The organism is Labrenzia sp. C1B70 (assembly GCF_000475395.1).
GTDB lineage: Bacteria > Pseudomonadota > Alphaproteobacteria > Rhizobiales > Stappiaceae > Roseibium > Roseibium algicola.
The window spans coordinates 50,995-69,349 of the sequence record NZ_AXCE01000003.1 but is presented as its reverse complement, the minus strand read 5'-3'; the positions used below and the strand labels follow the sequence as shown (position 1 = coordinate 69,349).

The following is an 18,355-nucleotide window of genomic DNA, read 5'->3' as shown; positions in this document are numbered from 1 at the left end:
CGTTCAGCTCCTCAAGGTCTGTTCGGTGGCGGCATCGAAGAGATGTGCCTGGCTGAGGTCGAAACTGAGATCGATCTTGTCACCGGTGTGCAGCGCCTTCGGGTTGAGCATGCGCGCAATCCAGTCCTCACCAGCGAACTCTGCAAAGACGAGGGTCTCGTTGCCGAGCGGTTCGGTGATCGACACAGGCACCTGCGTCGTGTGCACGTCATGGGCCTCGCCGGAATGCAGGCCATGTCCCGCCGGATACAAATCGTCCGGTCTCAGGCCGAACACGACTTTCTGGCCAACGCTGACCGCGTTCCGGAATTGCATCGGCAGCGGCAGGCTGGCGCCATTTGCGAAGGCGAGCTTGCCATCATCGATGACCGCTTCGCGCAGGTTCATGGTCGGCGAACCGATGAACCCGGCGACAAAGCGGGTCCTTGGGCGCTGGAAGACTTCCTCCGGCGTGCCGACCTGCTCGATATGGCCGTCGCGCATGATCACGATACGGTCGGACAGGGTCATGGCTTCCACCTGGTCGTGGGTCACGTAGATGACCGTCGACTGGACCTTGGAATGCAGTTTCTTGATCTCCGTGCGCATCTGCATGCGCAGCTTGGCATCAAGGTTGGAAAGCGGTTCGTCGAACAGGAACACATCCGGATTGCGCACGATGGCGCGGCCCATGGCAACACGCTGGCGCTGGCCGCCGGAAAGTTGGGACGGCCGTCGTTCCAGAAGGGCCTCGAGGCTGAGCGTGCGCGCCGCTTCCGCGACCGCCGCATCGATCTCCGCCTGGGATTTTCCGGCGATCTTCAACGAAAATCCCATGTTCTCTGCAACCGTCATATGCGGGTAGAGCGCATAGGACTGGAAGACCATGGAGATGTTGCGCTGGCGCGGCGGCAGGTCGTTGACCACCCGGTCGCCGATGTGGATTTCGCCACCCGAGATGTCCTCCAGCCCGGCGATCATGCGAAGCGAGGTCGACTTGCCACAGCCGGACGGGCCGACCAGCGCGATGAACTCCCGGTCCTTGACCTCAAGGTTGATGGAATGAACCACCTCCAGTTGCCCGTATTTCTTGACCAGGTTTTTCAAAGAGACGGTAGCCATGTCTATCCCTTCACTGCGCCGGAGGTGAGGCCGGAGACGAGGTGTTTTTGTACGATGAATGTCAGGGTGAGTGCCGGAATGATCATGACCACGGCCAGCGCGCACATGCCCCGCCAGTCGATGGTGAATTCGGCGGTGTAATCCAGCAGACCGACCGGCAGCGTCTTGGAATTGGTCGACCGGGTGAGCTGGGATGCCAGCGCGAATTCGTTCCAGGAAATCAGGAAGGCGAAGATACCGGCGGAGGCGATGCCTGAACGCGCCAGCGGAAATTCAACCTGCCAGAAGGCTTGCCACCGGGTGCAGCCGTCGATCTGGGCCGCTTCCGCAAGATCCCGGGGGACCTGGCGGAAGAAACCATCGATCAGCCAGACCGTGAAGGGCACGTTGAGTGCCACATAGGCAAGGATCAGTCCGAAGTGGGTGTCGATGATGCCGATCTTGGCATAGACGAAGAATAGCGGCAGTGACAGCGCGATGCCAGGCACGGTTCGCGTGAGCATGAAGCCAAGGAAAATGGCCGACTTGCCGCGGAAGCGGTAGCGCGCAAACGCGTAACCACCGGCCATGCCGACCGCCAGAGCGATCACGGTCGAGGTGACCGAGATGATCAGTGAATTGCGGAAATACTCCAGCACCGGAATGCCGCCCTGGCCAACGCCGGAGAACATTGCCACATAGGCATCGAACGACAGCTCGCGCGGGATCCACACTGGCGGTTTGGCCATGATCTCGACTGTCGGGCGGAGCGAGGAAAGAACGATCCAGACCCCCGGCAGACAGATGATCGTCATGGCGAGGAACAGTCCGATAAGGTGGCCGGCCTTCAGGAAACGGCCCTTGAGGCGATGTGCGGTATTCTCGTCCATGATCACCACTCCGCGCCGATCTGCTGGCGGGCCTTCGCGAGTTGCCGGAAGAACAGCGCCGTGAACAGGATTGAAAGAAGAATGGCGATGTAGGCCATGGCGTTGGCCAGCCCCATGCGCGCGTCGGAATAGGCGGTGCGGGCAATCATCGTCCAGAGGATCTCGGTACGCCCGGCAGGGCCGCCATCGGTCATGATCTTGACGATGTCATAGGCGCGGGCGATGTCGAGCGAGCGGATGGTCATGGCGATATAGGCAAAGGGCATGATGAACGGCCAGGTCACATAGCGGAAGCTCTGCCACGAGGTGCAACCGTCCACCTTGGCCGCTTCCAGCGGCTCGCGCGGCATGGCCATCAGGCCCGCCAGAATGAAGATCGCGAAGACCGCAGTGGACGACCAGATTTCCGCAATCAGGATGGAAATGAAGGCAAGCTGTCCGTCGATCAGCCAGGGAATGGCGATATCCGTGAGCCCGAGCGATTGCAGCGCGTTGTTCACGACGCCGATGTTGTCGTTGAACATGAACTTGAACTGGAAGCCGACCAGAACCGGCGAGAACATCATGGGAAACATCATGATGGTGCGCAGGATCCGCTGTCCGCGTGTGGCCTTTTCAACAAGCAGCGCCAGGCCCAGACCGAGCAGCATTTCCAGGTTGAGCGCGAAGGTCAGCAGCAGCACCGTGCGGCCGAAGGCGACCCAGAAATCCATGTCCGTCAGAAGCCGCACGTAGTTGCGGAAGCCGATGAACGTATAGATCGTGTCCGGCCGGGTCAGGCGGAACGGCGTGAAACTTGAATACAGTGACAACAGGAGTGGCACGACCACAACTGCCGCCAGGACGATAAACGCCGGCAGCAGCAGAAGCACATGCGGCGCGGGCTTCCAGCCTCTCATTCTATCCTCATATCGTTTTACGAAAGGAGCTAGCCGACCCGCGAATGTCGCGCGGGAAACCCGGCGGGATCAGGCGCGGCAGGGCCGCGCCTGTCCTTGAGCGAGCTTATAGCTCTCCGGCATCCTGCAGGATTTCAGTGGCCTCGGCCGCTGCATCGTCAAGCGCCTGCTGGGGCGTCTTGTCGCCGAGAATGGCAGCCTGCAGCTGCGGATAGACCGCGTTGGAGATCTCGATCCAGGACGGAGACTGAGGAACCGGGTAAGCGCCTTTGGCGGCTTCCTGGAAGGCCTGCAGAACTTCCTTGCGGAACGGGTCGTCGGAGGCTTCCGCGATCACCCAGTCCCAGACGGCGTCGCGCGTCGGCAACGGTCCGCCGGCTGCTTCCTGCTTCTGGCTGTCCTCGTTGGTCAGGAACCAGACGAGGGAAGCTGCGGCTTCCTTGTTCTCGCAGTTTTCGGTGACGGAGAAACCGTGATGTCCCGACCATCCGGTCCGGGCACCCGAGGAGCCCTTGGGCGGTGCAACGACACCGACATCGCCGGCCACCTTGGAAGCACCCGGGTCGTTGAAGAAGCCGGCCCAGCCCGGCCAGTCCAGGTTGATGGCAACCGTGCCGGAGGCAAAGCCCTGGCCAAGGTCGTCCCAGAGGTAGTTGGTTGTACCGGCGGGAACGGCTTTCGCTTTGTAGAGATCCACGAACCAGTTCAGCGCACGTACACCGGCTTCCGAATTGAACGCAGGCTTGCCATCGGCATCCAGGTATTCGCCACCTTCCGCGCGCAGCATTTCATAGAAACGGCCGTTGATGGCCTCTTCCTTGCCGGCAAATTGCGTGCCGTAGAAATCCGGCGGATTGGCGAAGAACTCGGCCTGATCGGTTACCTGCTGCCAGGTGTCCGGCGGCGTCAGGTCATAGCCGTATTTTTCCTTGAACTTCGCCTTGTTGTCTTCGTCCGCATAAAGGCTCTTCTGGTAGTAGAGCGCGGACACGTCGAACTGGGCGCGCGGCAGCATCACCAGTTTTCCGTCAAGCGTCGAGGCGGAGATGTTGGCATCGACGAAGGCGTCGATTTCTTCCTTCGGCAGCAGTGCTGCAAGGTCGGTGTAGATGCCCGGATACTGGGGCGCGAAGGATGAGTGGTTCGAACCCACACACCAGTTCAACGCACCCACGGCGATGTCCGACTTGATCTCCTTGTCGAGGTCGAAGTGGTTCTTCTTGGAGATGACGTTGACCTTGGCCCCCGTCGCCGCCTCCCATTCGCCGATGCGCGCATAGAGCTTTTCGTACTGCTGGCCACCGATCAGCTTGGCATCGATCGTGACCCCGTCAAACTTGCCGGGCAGATCCTGCGCGAGCGCAGAGCCAACGGCAAAAAGAGCGATAACGCCGGCGGACGCGCCGGCCAATAGATTTTTCATGAGCCTCCTCCCGAGACTTTCAAAGAAGGCGGGTGTCCGCCCAAACAACTCACTAATGAGTGGTTCATTTATATACAAACATGCTCTTCATTTATGGTCAAGCTGCTCCGGCGCATTCTTGTTTGTTTTTCGAGAAGGGTGTGCGTATATGAATATTGCACTTCACGGAGAAAAGTATGGAACAGGAAGAGGATCGATACCGGGCACCCGCCCTCGACAAGGGGCTCGATATTCTTGAACTTCTTGCAGGCATTGACGGCGGATTGACCCAGGCGGAGATCGCCAAGCATCTCGGCCGCAGCCCCAACGAATTCTACCGCATGCTGGACCGGTTGGTGCGTCGGGGTTACGTCACAAGGATCGACGGTGACCGCTACTCGCTGACACTAAAGCTCTTCGGTCTGGCGCAGTCCCATGCGCCGGTCCGCCGTCTCGTTTCCTTTGCAACGCCCTTCATGCGCGACCTTGCGGAAAAGACGCTCCAGGCAAACCAGCTCTCCGTCTTCGACCGTGGATCGGTCGTCGTCGTCGCGCAGCAGGAGGCACCGAGCTACTGGGGGATCTCAATCCGCGTCGGCTCGAATATTTCGCTCTACGACACCGGATCCGGTCACGTTCTTCTGGCCTTCAGGCCGCAAGAGGAACGCCTGATGATGATCAACGAATATTCCCGCAGCACCGAACATCCGACCGTCGAGAAGGAGTTCTTCGACCGGCTCGACCAGATTTCGGAACGTGGCTACGAAATGATGCCGAGCCTCCAGACTGCCGGTGTCTACAACCTGTCCGCTCCGATCCTGAGCCCGGACGGACGGGCCATCGCGGCGCTGACTGTTCCTTTCATCACGCTGGTGAACACCCCGCAGGCCCCCGACATCACCGGGACGTTGGAACTTCTGACCAGAACCGCGCGACAGTTGTCGGAACTGACCGGAACGGACGGCAAATCGGCCGAATAAATTCTTATTTGAATAATCTATTTTCCTGTGGAAGGATTGCCCGGCTATTTGCGAGGAGGAGCAGCATGATCGTCGACACCCATCTTCATGTCATAGACCGGTCGGCTCTGGACTATCCGTGGCTGGCGGGTGTCGAACCGCTCAATCGGGACTGGACATACGAAACCTATGCCCGTGATGCGCGGCGCGCAGGCATTTCGACCACGCTTCATATGGAGGTCGATGTCGCTGAACCCCTCATCGAAGCTGAGACAGGATATGTCGGCACTCTGGCAAACCGGCCGGACAGCCTCATCAAGGGGGCAATTGCGTCTTGCCGTCCCGAGGAGGAAAGCTTTGCTGCCTATCTGGAGCGGCAGCAGGCAAATGAGCTTGTAAAGGGTTTCCGGCGTGTGTTGCACGTCATGCCGGACGAGTTGTCCGATCAGCCTCTATTCCGGGAAAACCTGAAGCGCCTTGGCGGCACGCGCTTCACCTTCGACCTCTGCGTCCTGCCCCGCCAGCTTGAGCGGGCAATGGAGCTTGTCGATCTGGCTCCCGACGTCACCTTCATACTGGACCATTGCGGTGTACCGGATATCGCCGCCGACGAACGCCAGCCCTGGCAGGAGCGGGTTACGGAACTCGCAAAACGCCCCAATGTCTGCGCCAAGATCTCCGGGATCGTAGCCTATGCCGATCCTGAAAGCTGGATTGCCGAGACCCTGCGCCCCTGGGCGGAGCACACCATTCAGGCATTCGGCTGGGACCGTGTTGTCTGGGGCAGTGACTGGCCGGTCTGCACGCTTGGTGGCGGCTTGCTGGCATGGGTTGCTGCGACCCACGCTCTGCTGGAAGGCGTCAGCGAGGATGAACGTACAAAGCTGCTGTCTGGAAACGCAAAACGTATCTGGCAGCTTTGATCAACTGAACCGCGCCCCCAATGTGATTGGAGGCGCGTTTGGACGGTTGTCCGCAGACGCATTGCCTTCGAAGGGCTTACTCAAAACTCCCGGCGAAAAGCGCATTGATGTCGCCGATGACGGATTGCGCTGTCTCACCACCTTGCAGGCCCAGGTTCAGCCGTTCTGAAGCTGCTGCCTGAAATGCCATGTAGCCCTTGTGACGCGGACGGACCCAGGCGTTGTCCAGGGTCCGGCGGGTGTTGCGGTAAAAGCCGTTTGTCACATCATTGACGGTCTTGTCAGACCAGCCGTCCGCATGACCAGGCTGGCCACCGGCAGCTGCAAAAGGCCCGCGCTGCACTGGGCCACTTGCAATCCAGAGAGCGAAGTCCGCAGCCTTCGAGACATGGTTCGAAAACGCGGAAACGGCAATGCCGGTGCCGCCAAGTGCGGAGCCTGTCGGGCCGCTGCTGCCGGCAGCAGGGATATCGGCAAAGGACAGGCGTTTAGGCCGGAAGCCTTCGATACCGTAGTTGACGTAGCCGTAGATCAGGGGAACACAGGCAATCGGGCTGTCCGTCTTGCACATCTCCTCAAATACCGCGATCGGGTCCATGCCATAGCACCGGTCAGGAACGTGCCGCATCAGGCGCGAGATCAGCTCATAGACCGGTGCGCCGTTCTCAACCGAAATAAGCTCGCCCGGTCCTGTCGTCGTGCAAGGTGTTCCAAGGTTTGCCGACAGGGTGAAGAAGGTCATCAGCGAATGGGGCGGGCGCATCGGGATCAGCACCTTGCCCGCTTCCGCCAGTTCAAGGACTTCGTCGAAGCGTGTGGGTGCCGTGCCGACGAGGTCTGACCGATAGGCCTGGATCTGCGCGGCGGCGTCGATCGGATAGGCCCACTGGTGGCCCTCCCAGAAATAGCTTTCATAAGAACCGCCGACACTGCCATTGGCGACGGCCTGCCGGTTTTGCGGGTCCCCGTGTCTGTCGAGTGGAACAAGACAGTTCTGCGTGGTGATTTCGCCAACGTGCGGATGGTCGATGACGATCAGATCATACTGGCGCGCGAGATCTTCGACCGGGTAGGATTCGAAGTCCTGAAGCGAGCGTTTGTCCCAGTCGATCCCGACACCCGTCTGCTCTTCCCAGAGCTTCGAGCAGGCAACCATGGGCTCGTAGCCGCGCGGGTGGCTCCAGGTCATGCCTTTCAGGCGAGCGGCGCTCATAGGCCGAACTCCTTTTCGATCGCGGCCGTGTGTTCGCCGACGCGCGGTGCAGCCCGGGCGATTTTCGGACGGGCGCCGTTCACTCTCAACGGGGAACGGGTTGTCAGGATCGAGACATTGTCTTCACGCTCGACGCGCTGCAGCAGGTCCAGTCCGTTGAACCCTTCGCTTTCCAGCAGGCTGTCCCAGTCGAGCACCGGTGCACACCAGATGTCGGCGGGTTCGAAAACGGACATCCAGTCCTCGACCGTTCGTTCGGCAATCGCACCTGCGATCAGCTTCTTGATCGTCTCGCGTTCGGAAAACCAGACCGCCGGATCGCCGCAATAAAGCTCGAGAGCTTCCAGCTCCATCAGGTCACGCAGTTTCGGGATCGGCGTCATGGCAACCGCAATGTACCCGTCCTTTGCCTCATACACGCCGTAAGGCGCGGAGAGATAGGCATGGGCGTTGCGGAAACCGGATCGTTTCGGCATGCGCCTTCCGTCGTTGAGATAGGTGGTCAGAACCTCGAACTGGAAGTCGACCAGCGCTTCGAGAAGGCTGGTCTGGACATGGCTGCCCTTGCCGGTAATACCGCGCCGGACGAGGCCTGCAAGAAGGCCCTGTGCCAGGGCTGCCCCTGCGAACATGTCGCCGACGGCAAGTCCCATCGGTACCGGGCCGTCACCGTCGTTGCCGCTGAGCCACATGAGGCCCGAACGTGCCTGGGCAAGCAGATCCTGCCCTGGGCGGGCAACCCATGGGCCGTCTTCCCCGTAACCGCTGATCGAGCCGTAGACCAGACCCGGATTGATTGTCCGTACGGTCTCGTAGTCGAGGCCCAGCCGTTCGATCACGCCGGGCCGGAAATTCTGGACCAGCACGTCGGCCTTGGCGATCAGGCGCTTGAGACGGTCTATGTCCTCCGGCTTCTTCAAGTCGACGGCGAGGCTTTCCTTGCCGCGGTTGATGGCGTGAAAGATGGTCGAATCCCCGCCGATTTCCGTGTCGCTCAGATAGAGGCTGCGCGACAGGTCTCCGGAGCCTGGCCGTTCGATCTTGATAACGCGCGCGCCAAGATCCTGCAGGCGCAGAGTGGCATAGGGACCGGAGAGAAACTGGCTCATGTCGAGCACGGTGATCCCGGCGAGCGGTAGTTCTGAAGTGGAGTTCATGTCGGTTCAGGCCCGGTTTTCAGGTTCTGTCCGGTCCGCATGGGCGGCCGGATTGCGGTATTTCACGGTTTGCAGATGCTCGCAGTAGAGGACGAGTTCCCCTGCCCCCTTGAAGACTTCGTAGGACGCCCGAATGAGGCCCATCTCTTCGTATTTCGGCTTCTTGTCGAGGTTTGTCCGGACCGTATAGATCGTGTCGCCAATGAAGACCGGCTTGATGAAGCGCAGCTTGTCGTAGCCATAGGAAAACGCGTTGACGCAGTTGGTCGCGACAAGGCCGAGGCCTGCGGAGAAGACGAACGCTCCGGCAACCAGTCTCTTGCCGAAGACCCCTTCCGTTTCTGCGAACATCTGGTCCTGCACATAAGGGTGAATGTCGACGACCAGCGTGTTGAAGAGGTGGCTTTCGCCTTCAGCGATCGTCCGACGCAGGGAGCGTATGCAATGCCTCGGCTGCCAGTCTTCGTAAAACCAGTTTTCCGAATTCCAGACCGGGATGGCCGCATGCGCCGCCGGCATATCCTTCGGCAGCGTACTGTCGATCCCGACCGTCGGTGCGAATGACGTTTCCATGGCTCCTCCCAATTTCTTATGTGAATACTATATTCACATATGATTTTTAGAAGCAAGGGCTCTGTTCTTCCCGGTGCATGACTGGAAGGCGCCATCGCAGGCCCCGCAGGCAATGAGCCAACAGCAAAGAAGCTGCAGCGAGCTGGGTGTGCCGCAGCAGCCAACGGCAACCGGAACTGCAGTGCACGCAGAGCCAGGCGATTGCGGTGGGTTAAGTGGGTAATGGGGAGAATGACAGCCGGGCAAGACGGTTTGAGCAGCCATTAGCGTCAAGGCGCTGGCGGGGCTGAAGAAGACGCACCGCGAGACTGCCAGCGATCCTGATGTGCTTTCTCGTCGTCCGTCGCGACAAGAACAACCAGCGCCAGACGCCTATTCGTTGGCGCTGTTCCAGCTGTTGAGGGAAGCCAGGAGCCGTTCCAGGGACGGCTTGATCCGGTCCGCATCCGATTGGTTCAAGGCAGACAGAAGGGTTCTTTCGTGTTCCCTTGCCTCTTCGACCACTTCGGAGCTCAGCTTCTGCCCGGCGTCGGTCAGGTGAACGCGGACGCGGCGGCCGTCGCCCTTGTCGCTCTTGCGCACGACCAGACCACGCTTTTCCATCTGATCGACAATACGCGTCATTCTGGATTGCTCCAGAAGGGAGTATTTCGCCAACTGCGTGATCATCAGTCCGTCCTGATCGTAAAGGCAGGCAAGAACCCGCCATTCCGGAACGCGCAGGCCCAATTCGCGCACACGGAGGTGAAACTGGTGGCTTGCCGCTTCGCTTGATGCTGCCAGCAGGTACAGCAGGTAAGAAGAAACGAATTTTTCCGGCGTCAGGGTCAACACCCCCTCCAACTATGCACCTGTTTTCAAAGTGTCATTTATCCCGGACGGATCGGGAAAAAAAGAGGCTTGACTCATTTTATATGAAATTTCATATTTTTTACAAGAGGAGGCATTGCGGTGAAACTTGTTCTTGAAGGTGTAGAACCGGAAACCGATCAGATTCGTGTTTTCAGGTTTCGGGCGGAAGCCGGCGGGTCATTGCCGGGCTATGAGCCCGGTGCGCATGTCAAATTCGATCTCGGTCCTTTGGGCGAACGGGAGTACTCCCTGATCGACTGGCCGGAGACTGATGACCTCTATACGGTCGCGGTTCAGCGGGAAGAGAGCGGCCAGGGTGGCTCCAAGGCCATGCATGCCCTGAGCGCTGGTCAATCGATCTCCGTCAGCGAACCGAAGAACGACTTCCCGCTTGCCGAAGATGTTCCGCACGTCCTGCTACTGGCCGGCGGCATCGGCATCACGCCGCTCATTTCGATGGCGACCCGGCTAAAATCGCAGGACCGGTCTTTCGAGCTGCATTATTCTGCCCGTTCGGCTGCGCGGATGGGTTTTGCCGACAAGCTGAAGAACGCCTTCGGTGACAGCGCCCGTTTTTACCTTGACGACACGAACCCGCTCGATCTGGCCGCACTGATGAAAGCCCAGCCCTCCGGAACGCATCTTTATATCTGCGGCCCGAAGGGAATGATCGATGCCGCACGCGCTGCCGCGATCGCAGCCGGACTGGCGGAAGAGGCCATTCATGTTGAACTCTTCACCGCCCCCCAGGCGCAGTCCGGCGATGCGGCATTCGAGGTGGAGGTACACAGCACGGGACAGGTTGTGACCGTCGCCCCGGACCAGACCATCATCCAGGCACTGGAAGATGCCGGCCTCGACGTCATGTATGACTGTCAGCGCGGCGACTGCGGCATCTGCCAGACGGATGTGATCAGCGGTACGCCCGATCACCGCGACGTCGTGCTGTCGGATGCCGAGAAGGCATCGGGAAAGGTCATGCAGATTTGTGTCAGCCGCGCGAAATCCGCGCGACTTGTCCTCGATCTTTAGGGTTTCGCATTCCAGGGAGGAGCCAGCATGCAAACGGCCAGCCAAATCGCCGCTCTGTTCACGGGGCCGCAGGTGCATCGGGACGTCTACACGAGCCCGGAAATCTACAAGCTGGAAATGCAGCATCTGTTCGCAAACACCTGGGTGTTTGTCGGCCATGACAGCCAGACCCCGAACAAGGGTGACTATTTCACCACGCAGATCGGCGACCAGCCTGTCATCCAGGTGCGTCACTCCGATGGCGAAATTCACGTTCTTTACAATCGCTGCCCGCACAAGGGCACCAAGATCGCGATCGACCGGGAAGGCAACACGGGCAAGTTCTTCCGGTGCCCCTATCACGCCTGGTCGTTCAAGACGGACGGCTGCCTGCTCGCGATCCCGCTGAAGAAGGGTTACGAGAACACCGGCTTCGAAAACACCGAAAATGCCAAGGGCATGACGGCCGTCGGAGCAGTGCGGAACTATCGCGGTTTCGTCTTTGCCCGCCTGGCTGCCGAGGGCATCAGCTTCGAGGATTACTTCGGCGACAGCCTGAGTTCCATCGACAACATGGTCGACCGCTCGCCGGAAGGACGGCTTGAGATCGCCGGTCCGCCGCTGCGCTACATGCACAAGTGCAATTGGAAGATGCTGGTCGAAAACCAGACCGATACCTGCCACCCGATGGTCGCCCACGAAAGCTCCGCCGGAACGGCAGTGAACATCTGGAAGGAGATGGGCAACCCGGAACCGCGTCCGCCCGCGATGGAGATCATCGCGCCCTTCATGTCGCCCTACGAGTTCTTCGAGAACATGGGCATTCGTACCTGGCCGAACGGGCACGGGCATACGGGCGTGCATCACTCGATCCATTCCGACTATTCCGCGATACCTGGCTATTTCGAGGCCTTGAGCGAAACCCACGGCGAGGAGCGCGCGAAGGAAATTCTCGGCGAGAACCGGCATAACACGGTCTATTTCCCGAACATCATGATCAAGGGACCGATCCAGCAGCTGCGCAATTTCATTCCGCTGGGGCCCGACAAGACACTGGTCGAAAGCTACATCTACCGCCTGGTCGGGGCTCCGGACGAACTTCTGGCGCGCACCGCCATGTACAACCGGATGATCAACGCTCCGACATCGATGGTCGGTCACGACGATCTGGAGATGTACGAACGCGCGCAGGAAGGCCTCATGTCCAACGGCATGGAATGGGTCAACGTTCAGCGCCTCAGAACCGAAGAGGAAGACTTTGGCGAGGAGGCCGTGGAAAACGGCACCACGGAACGGCAGATGCGCAACCAGTTCGATGCCTGGGTGAAATTCATGACAGCTACGATGGAGAATGCGTGATGGCGGTTTCCAGGGAAGAGGTCATCGACTTCATCTATGACGAAGCAAGAATGCTGGACGAGGGCCGCTACAGTGAATGGCTGTCGTTGTGGCTGGAAGACGGCCACTACTGGATGCCGCTCGACTACAAGCAGACCGATCCACATCTGGTGACGTCCCTGCTCTACGAGGACATGTTCATGCTGCGCTTGCGCGTGGAGCGGCTGAACGGGGCCAGAACCTTCAGCCAGAAGCCCAAGAGCCGTTGTCACCATGTCATCCAGCGGCCCTTCATCGACAAGATGGACGGGGATAGGATCGTCACCAACACATCCATGCATTATGTCGAAACGCGCCTGGACGAGCAGTTTCTGCTGGCGCTGACGGCAACGCACGAACTGAAAGTGGTCGATGGCGAGATCAGGATCGCCAACAAGCGTGTCGACATCCTCAATTGCGACGCCGCCTTCGGCAATATTCAGTTGCTGCCATGACAGCCATGACAGTTGAAACAGTTTATGAGGCCTTCGCTGCAACGGCGGAGAAATATCCGGACCGGCCGTTTCTGAACGTTCTGCCCGGCACTGCAGACATCTACGGCATACCGCCCGGCGAGCTGACATATGGCGCCGCACGCCAGGAAGTCGACACGCTTGCGCAGGACTTGATGGAGGCTGGCTATGGTGCAGGCATGCGTGTCGCCCTGCTTCTGGAAAACCGGCCCACGTTCTTCCTGCATTGGCTCGCGGTAAACCGGATCGGCGGCTCCGTTGTGCCGGTCAATCCGGACCTGAGAGCTGCGGAGCTTGAATATCTCATCGGCCACTCCGAACCGGCGTTGATCATATCGATCGAAGACCGCCACAAGGAACTTGAGGCTGCCGTTGCCGCTGCCGGCATCAAGGCGGCCGTGATTGCCCCCGGCGACCCGGTCCCCGGGCCGCGCGACCAGGCGGTCACCGCCCGGCCGCTGGAAGGCGAGGCGCGCGAGGCGGCTATCCTCTACACCTCGGGCACGACCGGCAAACCGAAGGGCTGCGTCCTTCCCAATACCTATTTCCTGCTTGCGGGCCGCTGGTATGCCGGTGTCGGCGGACTGGCAACGCTGACGGAGGACGGCGAGCGCATGATCACGCCCCTGCCCGTCTTCCATATGAACGCAATGGCCTATTCCTTCATGGCGATGGTCATGGTTGGCGGGTGTCTTACCGTTCTGGATCGCTTCCACCCGCGTGCGTGGTGGCAGGATGTTGCCGCGTCCCGGGCAACCTGTCTGCATTACCTGGGCGTGATGCCGTCCATGCTGATGGGGTTCGACCCTTCCCCTGAAGAACGTGCGCATCAGGTTCGCTTCGGCTTTGGCGCAGGCGTCGACCCGAAGCTGCAGATTGCCTTCGAGGACCGTTTCGGCTTTCCGCTGGTTGAAGCCTGGGCGATGACGGAAACCGGTGCCGGGGCAGTAATCGCCGCCTCGGGTAAAGACCGGCTGGTGGCCCAGGCAAGCATCGGCAAGCCAAGCACGGGCGTCGAATGGCGGCTTGTCGACGACAGTGGCAAGGAGGCGATTCAGGGTGAATTGCTGGTGCGCCACGCGGGGCCGGATCCGCGCTACGGCTTCTTCTCGGAATACTACAAGGACGCTGCCGCGACGGACGAGGCCTGGAAAGACGGCTGGTTCCATACCGGCGACATCGTCCGCCAGGGCAAGGACGGCAACCTGTTTTTTGTCGACCGCAAGAAAAACGTCATCCGGCGGTCGGGCGAGAACATCGCCGCCGTGGAGGTGGAATCGATCCTGATGCGCCATCCCGACATCGAGGCGGCCGGTATTGCCCCTGTGCCCGACCCGGTGCGCGGCGACGAGGTGTTTGCTTGCCTGAAAGTGAAGAACCCGAGCCGAGACAAGGCCGAGGCGATCACACGCTGGTGCCTGGAGCAGATGGCCTATTACAAGGCGCCGGGCTACATCGCCTTTGTCGACAAGCTGCCGTTGACGCCAACCCAGAAGATCCAGCGGGCCGCCTTGAAGGAATTGGCCCTGCAGCTTCTGGACGATCCCGATACAATCGCCACCGGTCACATGAAAAAGCGGCAGGCCAGTTGATGGGGAAACGACAGAGCTATGAGGGCGTTGCGGTCACTGCACCGGTTTCAATTCCCTATCAGCGTTACTCCATCGAAACGGCCCATTGGTGGATCGCAAGCGCATTGCGCGGATCCCTTCAGGCCGCTGGTTTGAGGACTGCGGATATTGACGGGTTTTCGGTTGCAAGCTTCACCCTGTTTCCGGATACCGCTGTCGGGCTGACGCAGCATCTGGGCCTGTGCCCCAGGTGGCTGGACAATATTCCGATGGGTGGTGCCAGTGGTGTGGTAGCCCTGCGGAGGGCCGCACGTGCAGTCCAGGCGGGCGACGCGGACATCGTGGCCTGTGTTGCCGGAGACACCAACCACATCGACAGCTTCAGAAATCTGCTGTCGAGCTTTTCCCGCTTTGCCCAGGATGCCTCCTACCCTTACGGATTTGGGGGGCCGAATGCCAATTTCGCGCTTCTGACCGACCGTTACATGCAGGAATATGGCGCGACACGCGCGGATTTCGGCAGGATCTGCGTTGCGCAGCGTGCCAATGCCTTGCGCAATCCGAACGCGCTGATGAAGAAGCCGCTGACGCTTGAGCAATATCTCGACGCCCGCCCGATCGCCGATCCGATTGCCCTGTTCGACTGTGTCATGCCTTGCGCCGGGTCCGAGTGTTTTCTCGTCATGTCCATTGAAGAGGCAGAGCGGCGGAACCTGCCCTATGCCGTGATCGGGGGAACAATCGAGCGCCACAACGCCCATGCCGAGGATCCCGTGCAACTGCGTGGCGGCTGGACGCTCGATGTCGAAGAACTCTACGCCATGGCGGAGTGCTCGCCGGACGACATCGATCTCCTGCAGACCTATGACGATTATCCCGTCATTTCGATGATGCAGATCGAGGATCTCGGTTTCTGCGACAAGGGCGGCGGCCCGGATTTCGTCAGAAACCGGGACCTGACAATTTCCGGAGACTTTCCGCACAACACCTCCGGCGGACAACTGTCTGCCGGTCAGGCCGGGGCAGCGGGTGGTTTCATCGGCCTCGTGGAAGCACTGCGCCAGGTACTGGGTACCGCCGGAGGCACGCAGGTGACAGATGCGACGACCGCGATGGTTTCAGGCTTCGGCATGATCAATTACGACCGCGGCGTCTGCACGAGTGCGGCCATTGTGAAAACAGGGAGCCCGGCATGAGCACACCGCTTTCCCCTCCCCTCAAGAAAGATCCGCAAAAGCGCACGCAGTCTCCATTACGTCCTCCGGAGGCCCGATCCCGCGCGGCTCTCGGCCTGACCGCGGCTGCGGCGGAAGGCCGTTTCGCTCTTCAGGTCTGTGACGACTGCGGCACGGTGCAATATCCGCCCCGGGATGTTTGCGGGAGCTGCCTGTCGGCGAGGCTGGAATGGCAGGACATCTCGCCGGCGGGCACACTGCTGGCAGAGACCCGGATCCGCACGTCGATCAATCTCTATTTCCGGGAGAGAACGCCCTGGCGCATGGGCTCGGTGCAACTGGATGCCGGTCCCGTGGTCCTGTGCCATGTGCATGGCGACTGCGAGCGCGGCGAGGAAGTTACACTGTTGAACCGCCTGGACGCGTCGGGCCAGGGCGTTTTGCTGGCAGTGCCCAAGGACAGGACAAGCAATATGGAAGACGATCCGCAAATGCGTGCCCTTTCAGCCGACCCGAAACACAGGCGCATCCTGATCACGGACCTGCGAAACCCGAACACGCCGGCTCTGGTGACGTCGCTGCTGGAGGCAGGGGCTTCAACCGTCTTTGTCGGCGAGGCCGAAAGCTGGCGTCCGCACGCGAACCGCGATCTCTTGTCCGGGCTTGAAAAGGTCAGCGTGCTGCCGCTTGACGTCACAGACACCGCTTCGGTAGAGCGGCTTGCCGGGGAAATTGGCGGCAAGACGGATATTCTGGTCAACAATGCCCGGTTTCTGCGGCCGGGCGGTGTTCTGGCAAGAGGCGATACTGCCTTCGCGCGTGAGGAAATGGAGACCAATTATCTTGGTCTGATGCGTCTTGCGCAGGCATTCGGACCGGGCATGTGCGCTCGCACCAACGATGGCGTCAACTCGGCGGTGGCCTGGGTGAATATCCTGTCAGTCTTCGCCCTGTCCAACTCACCGGACTTCGGCTGCTTTTCTGCCTCCAACGCTGCTGCCTATTCGCTGTCGCAGTCCCTGCGCGGAGAATTCCGTGCGTCCGGGCTGCGTGTCATGACCGTCTTCACCGGACCGGACGAAGACGACTGGACCCAGCCGGTGCCGCCGCCCAAGGTCAATGCAAAGGCTCTGGCAAGGTCTGTAGTCACGGGGCTGCAGCAGGGGCTTGAAGACGTGTGGTGCGGTGACGTTGCCATGGAGATACGCGAACGCTGGTGTCGGGACCCGAAAGTCCTGGAACGTGAACTCACGCAAGGGAGAGAAGGCGCATGAGCGGTCTGAACCAGCTGGTCTCCGGCCTTGCCACCGGAGCCGTCAGGATTGTGGATCTGACCCACACGCTCGATCCGGACTTTCCCGTGATTGTGCTTCCGCCCGAGTTCGGTCAGTGCGCGCGTTTCCGGATGGAGGAAATCAGCGCCTACGATCACCGTGGTCCGGCATGGAAATGGCACAACATTTCCATGAGCGAACACACCGGCACCCATTTCGATGCGCCTTCGCACTGGATTTCAGGAAAGGACGTGGCGAATGGCTCGGTTGACGAGATCCCGGTCGAGGCTTTTGTTGGTCCTGTGGTGGTAATCGATTGTTCGAAAGGGGCGGCAGGGAACGACGATTTCGAACTGACGCCGGAGATCATTGCAGGCTGGGAAAGCGAGCATGGCCGTATTCCGGAAGATGCCTGGGTGCTGATGCGTACCGACTGGTGCAAGCGCAGAGGCGCTGACTATCTGAACATGCGCGCGGACGGGCCGCATTCGCCCGGACCGACGCCGGACGCGATCCGGTTTCTGATCGAGGAACGGAACATCCGCGGCTTCGGCACGGAGACGGTCGGAACGGATGCAGGCCAGGGCGCACATTATGTTCCGCCCTACCCCGCTCACTACTTTCTACATGGCGCAGGAAAATACGGCCTGCAATGTCTGGCCAATCTGGATCAGCTGCCCGCGACAGGCGCCGTGCTGATCGCAGCTCCCCTAAAAATCAAGAATGGAACCGGCAGCCCGCTTCGGGTTCTGGCGATGGTGACGGAATGAGTGAATTTACGGCAGTCGTTACCGGCGGCAACAAGGGGATTGGTGCCGATCTGGTCGAAAGGCTTCTCGGTCAGGGCTACACGGTGGTGTCGGTCGCACGAACCGCACCGGAAAAGTCTCACCCGAACCTGCACTCGGTGGAAGCCGACCTTCTCGATGCACAAGCCGTGGCCGCTGCCGCGGGCACGATCGCGGCGGAGTTCGACGTCACTCATCTGATCCATAATGCAGGGCTCATCTGGCCCAACCTTGTCGAGGATGCCAAGCCCGAAGACATCACCGGCCTTGCGCAGTTGCACCTGGGATCGGCTTTAACACTCCTGCAGGCGGCCTTGCCAAACATGAAGGCGCGCCAGTTCGGCCGTGTCATGTTCAACGCCTCACGGGCGGCGCTCGGCGCACCGACCCGAACCGCCTACAGTGCCAGCAAGGCCGGCATGATCGGTATGGCGCGCACCTGGGCCCTGGAGCTTGCCCCACATGGCATCACCGTCAACGTGGTCGCCCCCGGCCCGATCCTGACCGACAACTTCTGGGGTATCGTCGAAAAGAACAGCCCGCAACAGGAAGCCCTCGCAAAACGCATCCCGGTCGGGCGCATTGGCAACGTCCGGGACGTTACCAATGCCTTCCTGTTCTTCTGCGATCCGGAAAACAGCTTCGTGACCGGACAGACGCTTTATGTCTGCGGCGGTGCGAGCGTCGGAACGCTGACGATCTAGTGGGAGACGCGTTTGACTAGAAACCAACGCGATT

Annotated in this window: 18 protein-coding genes; 10 read left to right on the top strand and 8 right to left on the bottom strand. The window is 60.3% G+C overall.

Annotated elements, in window-relative coordinates; genetic code table 11:
• Window positions 1-3: 3 nt before the first annotated feature.
• The 4 genes from ugpC to Q666_RS37180 form a co-directional block, all read right to left on the bottom strand.
• Complete coding sequence (gene ugpC, locus Q666_RS37195; RefSeq protein ID WP_023001325.1) at window positions 4-1,101, bottom strand: sn-glycerol-3-phosphate ABC transporter ATP-binding protein UgpC; 1,098 nt, start codon at window positions 1,099-1,101, stop codon at window positions 4-6.
• Between the two features lie 2 nt (window positions 1,102-1,103).
• Window positions 1,104-1,970, bottom strand: coding sequence for a carbohydrate ABC transporter permease (locus Q666_RS37190; protein WP_031269448.1), 867 nt, complete (start codon window positions 1,968-1,970; stop codon window positions 1,104-1,106).
• 2 nt (window positions 1,971-1,972) lie between these two features.
• Window positions 1,973-2,869: a sugar ABC transporter permease gene (locus tag Q666_RS37185; protein WP_023001323.1), complete on the bottom strand. Its 897-nt coding sequence runs from the start codon at window positions 2,867-2,869 to the stop codon at window positions 1,973-1,975.
• Between the two features lie 106 nt (window positions 2,870-2,975).
• On the bottom strand, window positions 2,976-4,292 hold the full coding sequence (locus Q666_RS37180) for a sugar ABC transporter substrate-binding protein (RefSeq protein ID WP_023001322.1): 1,317 nt from the start codon (window positions 4,290-4,292) through the stop codon (window positions 2,976-2,978).
• 176 nt (window positions 4,293-4,468) lie between these two features.
• Between Q666_RS37180 and Q666_RS37175 the strand changes: the two genes are divergently transcribed.
• Both Q666_RS37175 and Q666_RS37170 read left to right on the top strand, forming a co-directional pair.
• Window positions 4,469-5,251: an IclR family transcriptional regulator gene (locus tag Q666_RS37175; RefSeq protein ID WP_023001321.1), complete on the top strand. Its 783-nt coding sequence runs from the start codon at window positions 4,469-4,471 to the stop codon at window positions 5,249-5,251.
• A gap of 65 nt (window positions 5,252-5,316) precedes the next feature.
• Window positions 5,317-6,153, top strand: coding sequence for an amidohydrolase (locus Q666_RS37170; RefSeq protein WP_023001320.1), 837 nt, complete (start codon window positions 5,317-5,319; stop codon window positions 6,151-6,153).
• 76 nt (window positions 6,154-6,229) lie between these two features.
• On the opposite strand, the gene Q666_RS37165 is transcribed toward Q666_RS37170, so the two are convergent.
• The 4 genes from Q666_RS37165 to Q666_RS37150 all read right to left on the bottom strand — a co-directional run bounded on the left by Q666_RS37165 (window position 6,230) and on the right by Q666_RS37150 (window position 9,930).
• Window positions 6,230-7,366 carry a hypothetical protein gene (locus tag Q666_RS37165; protein WP_023001319.1) on the bottom strand — a complete coding sequence of 379 codons (1,137 nt, stop codon included), beginning with the start codon at window positions 7,364-7,366 and terminating at the stop codon, window positions 6,230-6,232.
• On the bottom strand, window positions 7,363-8,523 hold the full coding sequence (locus tag Q666_RS37160) for a CaiB/BaiF CoA-transferase family protein (protein WP_031269447.1): 1,161 nt from the start codon (window positions 8,521-8,523) through the stop codon (window positions 7,363-7,365). Before Q666_RS37160 ends, Q666_RS37165 begins: the two co-directional genes overlap by 4 nt.
• Before the next feature lie 6 nt (window positions 8,524-8,529).
• Window positions 8,530-9,096 (bottom strand): MaoC family dehydratase, encoded by a 567-nt coding sequence (locus tag Q666_RS37155; RefSeq protein ID WP_023001317.1) that lies wholly within the window; start codon window positions 9,094-9,096, stop codon window positions 8,530-8,532.
• 372 nt (window positions 9,097-9,468) lie between these two features.
• Window positions 9,469-9,930 (bottom strand): MarR family transcriptional regulator, encoded by a 462-nt coding sequence (locus Q666_RS37150; protein WP_286133830.1) that lies wholly within the window; start codon window positions 9,928-9,930, stop codon window positions 9,469-9,471.
• Window positions 9,931-10,047: 117 nt separating this feature from the next.
• Here Q666_RS37150 and Q666_RS37145 point away from each other — a divergent pair, with 117 nt between their 5' ends.
• From Q666_RS37145 to Q666_RS37110, 8 genes are read left to right on the top strand one after another with little or no spacing between them, the layout of a single operon-like run.
• Complete coding sequence (locus Q666_RS37145) at window positions 10,048-10,980, top strand: PDR/VanB family oxidoreductase (RefSeq protein WP_023001315.1); 933 nt, start codon at window positions 10,048-10,050, stop codon at window positions 10,978-10,980.
• 27 nt (window positions 10,981-11,007) lie between these two features.
• Window positions 11,008-12,318: an aromatic ring-hydroxylating dioxygenase subunit alpha gene (locus tag Q666_RS37140; RefSeq protein WP_023001314.1), complete on the top strand. Its 1,311-nt coding sequence runs from the start codon at window positions 11,008-11,010 to the stop codon at window positions 12,316-12,318.
• Entirely contained in the window at window positions 12,318-12,791 is a 474-nt protein-coding gene (locus Q666_RS37135) for an aromatic-ring-hydroxylating dioxygenase subunit beta (protein ID WP_023001313.1), read from the top strand. Before Q666_RS37140 ends, Q666_RS37135 begins: the two co-directional genes overlap by 1 nt.
• The gene (locus tag Q666_RS37130; RefSeq protein ID WP_023001312.1) at window positions 12,788-14,401 is read left to right on the top strand and encodes an AMP-binding protein; all 1,614 of its coding nucleotides are present in this window, start codon (window positions 12,788-12,790) and stop codon (window positions 14,399-14,401) included. Before Q666_RS37135 ends, Q666_RS37130 begins: the two co-directional genes overlap by 4 nt.
• Entirely contained in the window at window positions 14,401-15,576 is a 1,176-nt protein-coding gene (locus tag Q666_RS37125; protein WP_023001311.1) for a thiolase family protein, read from the top strand. The genes Q666_RS37130 and Q666_RS37125 overlap by 1 nt, the downstream gene beginning before the upstream one ends.
• Window positions 15,573-16,829, top strand: a complete 1,257-nt coding sequence (locus tag Q666_RS37120) for an SDR family NAD(P)-dependent oxidoreductase (RefSeq protein WP_023001310.1) — start codon at window positions 15,573-15,575, stop codon at window positions 16,827-16,829. The genes Q666_RS37125 and Q666_RS37120 overlap by 4 nt, the downstream gene beginning before the upstream one ends.
• Window positions 16,826-17,599: a cyclase family protein gene (locus Q666_RS37115; protein ID WP_023001309.1), complete on the top strand. Its 774-nt coding sequence runs from the start codon at window positions 16,826-16,828 to the stop codon at window positions 17,597-17,599. Before Q666_RS37120 ends, Q666_RS37115 begins: the two co-directional genes overlap by 4 nt.
• Window positions 17,596-18,321 carry an SDR family oxidoreductase gene (locus Q666_RS37110; protein ID WP_023001308.1) on the top strand — a complete coding sequence of 242 codons (726 nt, stop codon included), beginning with the start codon at window positions 17,596-17,598 and terminating at the stop codon, window positions 18,319-18,321. The genes Q666_RS37115 and Q666_RS37110 overlap by 4 nt, the downstream gene beginning before the upstream one ends.
• Window positions 18,322-18,355 lie beyond the last annotated feature (34 nt).